Source organism: Streptomyces sp. NPDC001153 (genome assembly GCF_053598315.1).
In genome coordinates this window covers 1-4,970 of record NZ_JBSFJZ010000113.1, presented here as the reverse complement: position 1 = coordinate 4,970, position 4,970 = coordinate 1, and the positions used below count along the sequence as shown (strand labels likewise).

Genomic DNA, 4,970 nt, shown 5'->3' with positions numbered 1-4,970 from the left:
GGCCGCCTGACCCCCGTCGAATACGAGACCGTCATGACCACACCGGCCCTCCGAGCCGCGTGACCCAACCTGTCACCCGAAACTGCAGCAGACCCCGACCTCTTGCGTGGTCGGGCGCGGACCAAGCGGGAGCGTGCTTCCCGAACTTGCGACGTGGCGGTGCCACCACCCGTCGTCCGTCGGGCTGCGCCCCCATGCCCTGATGGCCGGCATCCGCGAGGACCCCCACGAACGGAGCGCCGGCCAGGGGCGTGGCCGGTCCGAGCTGTCAGAGCTGGGTGATCTCGGCACAGCTGCCGGGCCGAACCGGGCTGCAGAACAGCACCAGGGTCTGTTGCGAAAGTGGATCAAGGTCGTGAAATGATCACTTGCCGTGGGGCGTGGCGATCTGACGCATGGCCAGTGGGTCCGACTTGAACCGCTGTTGCCGACGGGTAAGAAGCCAGGACGGCCGCCGACGTGGACCCGTCGGCAGCTGATCGACGGCATACGGTGGCCGACCAGGACTGGTGCGCCGTGGCGGGATCTCCCCGAGCGGTACGGGCCGTGGGATCGGGCCTACGACCTCTTCCGGCGGTGGCAACGCGACGGCACGTGGAAGCGGATCTTCGAGCAACTGCAGGCCGAGGCCGATGCGAAGGGCCTGATCACGTGGGATGTCAGCGTGGACTCCACGATCGCCCGCGCGCACCAGCACGCCGCCGGGGCTCGCAAAAGGGGGATCTGCAGAAGGAGCCTCCTGGTGGCGTCGACGCCGAGCCTGACGACCACGGCCTCGGACGCTCGCGCGGCGGACTGACCACCAAGCTGCACCTTGCGGTCGAGCAGGGGCAGAAGCCTCTGTTCCTGCTCGTGACCGCCGGACAGAGGCACGACAGCCCGCAGTTCCAGCCCGTGCTGGAGGGCATCCGGGTGCCCCGCATTGGCCCGGGCCGGCCCCGCACCAAGCCGGACAAGGTCCGTGCCGATAAGGCCTACGGCTCTCGCGCGAACCGCGCCTACCTGCGCAGACGAGGTGTCGCGTGCACCATTCCGGAGAAGGCCGACCAGGTCCGCAATCGCAAGAAGCTCGGCTCCCGAGGCGGCCGACCGCCCAAGTTCGACACGGCCGACTACAAGGAGCGCCATGCGGCGGAATGCGGGATCAATCGGCTGAAGCGCCACCGAGCCGTCGCCACGCGATATGACAAGCTCGCCGTCCGTTACGAGGCAACCGTACTGGTCGCAGCCATCAACGAGTGGCTATGACCAGCAGCCGTCCCAGCGCCCACAGGGCCTGTCCGGTTGATCCTCCCGGACTCCCATCGAGTCGGACGCGGGTCACCGACCACCCGAGTCGTCGGGCTCGACCACTCGGAAGCGTTCTGCGACTACAAGAGTGTCGTCATCAATGACCGGGGTGCGTCCCAGATACTCGCTCACGCCATCGCTCCGGAAGAACTCTTCGTGCGCTGCCCGCCACTCCGCCACGTCGGAGTAGCCGCGTCCCTCTGCTCGCGCGAAGTCGTCGTCGATCTCCTTCATGGGAACGACGCGCACGTCGACGAGCTCGATCGTGACGGCCGGACGACCTTCGGAATCAAGCACCCAGAATCGCTGTCCGGTCACCGGTACTGCCTCGCCGGCGTGTTCGTAGATCTCCAGGAGACCCGTGAGCGCGGTCTTCTGACCGCTCAGGATCGCCGCCACACCACGGTCACGTTCCTGACCCGGGAAGGCGAGTTCAAGAGTCGGAAGGTCGTCATGTCCCATCGAGCGAGGTTATGGAGCCCGGCCGCGTTGATCAAGGGCCACCGCTCCGCTCGCCCCCGAACCCACAGCAAGCACTTTCACAACACGCCCTAGCTTGACTCTGTCGGGGATCTTGGTGTCGGCGGAGTCAACTGCCCAGGGTTCGCCAGGACTTCAGGCGAGGGATCTCGCGCTGGTCGAGGTAGTTCTGGAAGGCAGTCGGCTGGCGGGGTGTGGGGGCTTCCTCAGCCGGTGACAGTCCGCCGAGGCGCTCGATGTTGACGGCGATGGCCGTCAACACGTGCTGGACATGGACCTTTCCCTGTCCTCGATAGCGGCAGCGCCGCATACCGTGCCCGTGGGCGAACTCGTTGACCGTGCTCTCCACTCCGGAGCGGACCGCGTAACGCGTCTTCCACTCGGGCGTCTGCTGCTCGGCGCGGACGCGGAGTTGCAGGTCACGGAGCTCTCGTGGGGGGAAGCCCACGGTGCGGGCGTTGTCGGCGGTGCTGGTGCACTGGGTGCGGGCCGGGCACGGGCGGCACTGGCTTTTGGTGAACCGTGCGACGATCAGCGGGGCGGCGGTGGGCGAGGAGGCCGGGTAGGGGCCGTGCCAGCTCGCGCTGACCTGTCCCTGGGGGCAGGTGACCTGCTGCTTGTCGTAGTCGATGTGGAAGTCGTCCCGGGCGAAGCCCTCGCCTCGGCGGTGCTGGCGGGTGGGGTTGCTCTTCAGCGGACCGGAGACGGTGACCTGGTGTTCACGGGCGGCTTGTTCCAGGTGGGGCAGAGAGGTGTAGCCGGCGTCGACCAGGTGCTCGGCGGGCAGCAGGCCGCGTCGGGCGAGGCGGGTGTGGATGCCGGGCAGGACCTGGCTGTCGTGGGTGGTGGCCGCGGTGGTGGCGACATCCGTGATCACGTTGGGGCCGTCGGCAGCACAGGTCTCGGTCAGATGAGCGGCGAACCCCTTCCAGCTGATGATGTGTCCGTGCCTCGCGTAGCGAGCCGAGGTGTCGTAGGGCGAGACGATCGCCCTCGACGACGGCGGCAGACCCACCCCGCCTTCCTTCTCGGCGGTGCGCCAGCGCAGGTGTCCCGCGGCATCACGGTGATAGTTCTGCACCATGATCTGCCGCAGAGCCTGGATGCGAGGACCGGACATGCGGTCCGCTCCGTAGCGGTAGAGGTGTTCCAGAAGCCGGACGGCGTCGTTTCCGGTGGCAAGAATCCTGGTCATGGGCTTGGTGGGGTTCTTCCCCAGGCGGACCGGCCGGCCGTAGCGCAGCCCCCAGCCCTCGTCGACCAGCTCGTCCAGCAGATGAGGAGAGATACCTGCGACCTCTTCGAGTGCGGCGCGAACCGCCTCGGTGACCAGCTCCAGGCGGGTCAGGTCACGCACCGCGGCCAGGACGTGCGTGGAGTCGGTGCGCTGCGTGGTGCGCTCGCGCACCAGTCCGGCCTCCTTCAGGCGGGCCAGTGCGAGGTCGAGGAGGCGGTCGGCACGGCCGTTCTCGGCGAGACGATCGCGGAAGTCGCCCAGCACACTGTGGTGGAAGCCGGGATCGTCCAGCTCCATGGCCATCGCGTACTTGAAGTCGATGCGGCAGCGGACCGCCTCGGCGGCCTGCCTGTCCGACAGCCCGAGCAGGAACTGCAGCACACAGACGGTGGCCAGCTGAGCGGGCGAGAGCCCCGGACGCCCGTCCCTGGGGTACCAGTCCGCGAAGTCCTCGTCGCGCCACAGCCCGTCCAGCCGGTCCCGCACCCATATCGCCGTCGTGCCGCCCGGGTTGCTCGCCCGCGCGACCCGCGCGGTCAGAGGCGGAACGTGCTCACCGGAACGGGGGTGCAGGGACAACGGGCACCTCGACAGCTGCAACGGTCGGCGGAACTCCCCGATCATCCCCGTCGACCATGCTGCCGCACCGGGAAACTCCAAGATCCCCGACAGAGTCAAGCTAGTTCTCCGAGGCAATCGGCAACAACTGTATTGAGATAGCTGAAAACGGACAGCTTATCAGTGCACGGGGTCCGAAGTATCCGGAGTTGGTGCACACATCCGTAAGGCGCAACGCTTGGTCACGTTTTGTGCTCGTCGTCATGTTCCGGGCGGGTGCTTCTCCAGCCAGCGGCGAGCGCCTGCTTCGGCGGCGGATTCGCGAACGGTCAGGGCGACGAGGAACTCGCCGACGGCGTACGCGAACACCGCGGGCATGACGGGCATCACGACCAGCCAGAGCACGCGTCCGGCCAAGGCCAGCCCCACATTGCGGCCGGCCCGGGCACGTTGTGCTGCACGGGTCTCGGTCGGCGTGGGCGGGTTCAGGAGCGCGTTCTCGTGCCGTCGGCGTGCTGCCACCCATCCCCAGGCCAGGGCCACGCAGGCCAGGGCCACCTGCGCGCAGTCCCACAGCAGGCGCACACTGGACGGCAGGTCGAGTCTGAACGACTGGTAGAGCCGGACCACGATGTAGCCGACAAAGGCCAGCACAGCGAGCCAGAGAAGTCCCGTGAAAACCCGGCGCAGCCAGTAGCGCGCTCCGCGCTTGTACCAGGAGGTGCCAAGTCCCGGCAGGGACGGGACCTGAACCGGGTTTCGGGAAGCAGCAGTGTCAGAGGATGCTCGTGAAGCTCTTGAGGCCATGCCAGACGTCGTCCTTGAGTCGTACGAAATCGTCCCCCGTCTCCGAGAGGACGTTGCCGGAGCCGTGTAGTAGACCGCCAACCACACCATGGTCATGGAAGTCCTCGCTCCAGTGTTCATGGAACGAGTGGTCGAGGATGCCGCTCACGCCGATGACCAACCCGGTGCCCACGACGCAGACAGCGGCCGCGCCTTCGACAGGCAGTGCCGCCGTGATGCCCGCACCGATGGCCAGGCCCCCGAGCGCGGCGCCGCCGTCGGTGATGACGGACTGTTGCCAGGACCAGCCCTTTTCGTGGTCGTCCTTCGCCTCCAGCAGACCGCAGGCCCCCGCCGCGGCGACGTCCAGGACAGGCACCTCCTTGAGGAAATCCGGGAGTTTCTCGACGCCCTCCCCGAGACGCAACGCATGCGCTGCGTCGACCATCTTGATGTTCAGCGCGCGGTCGTACGGCAGCTTGTCTCCGCCGTGGTCGGCGGCCAGGATGTCGTCCTCCAGCGTCTTGACCTTGCTCACCGCGTCGCGATAGGCGCTCTTGGCAGGGAGATCATCGGGCATTTTGCGGCCCTGTTGCTGGTACGTCCTGCGTTCAGCTTT

Annotated in this window: 4 protein-coding genes and 1 pseudogene; 1 reads left to right on the top strand and 4 read right to left on the bottom strand. The window is 67.5% G+C overall.

Annotated features, from left to right (window positions below):
• Positions 1-373 precede the first annotated feature (373 nt).
• A protein-coding gene (locus ACWDEN_RS47835) for an IS5 family transposase (protein WP_450864415.1) occupies positions 374-1,248 on the top strand; the annotation gives its coding sequence in 2 pieces (ribosomal slippage) (positions 374-718 and positions 721-1,248; 873 coding nt in all).
• A gap of 72 nt (positions 1,249-1,320) precedes the next feature.
• Here ACWDEN_RS47835 and ACWDEN_RS47830 read toward each other — a convergent pair.
• The 4 genes and pseudogenes from ACWDEN_RS47830 to ACWDEN_RS47815 all read right to left on the bottom strand — a co-directional run.
• A complete protein-coding gene (locus ACWDEN_RS47830) occupies positions 1,321-1,752 on the bottom strand; it encodes an ASCH domain-containing protein (protein WP_450864413.1) in 432 nt (143 codons plus the stop codon).
• 127 nt (positions 1,753-1,879) lie between these two features.
• Positions 1,880-3,586, bottom strand: coding sequence for an IS1182 family transposase (locus ACWDEN_RS47825; protein ID WP_450864411.1), 1,707 nt, complete (start codon positions 3,584-3,586; stop codon positions 1,880-1,882).
• Positions 3,587-3,826: 240 nt separating this feature from the next.
• Complete coding sequence (locus tag ACWDEN_RS47820; protein ID WP_450864409.1) at positions 3,827-4,219, bottom strand: hypothetical protein; 393 nt, start codon at positions 4,217-4,219, stop codon at positions 3,827-3,829.
• 121 nt (positions 4,220-4,340) lie between these two features.
• Positions 4,341-4,970 (bottom strand): annotated as a pseudogene (locus ACWDEN_RS47815) (hypothetical protein); the annotation flags it as partial.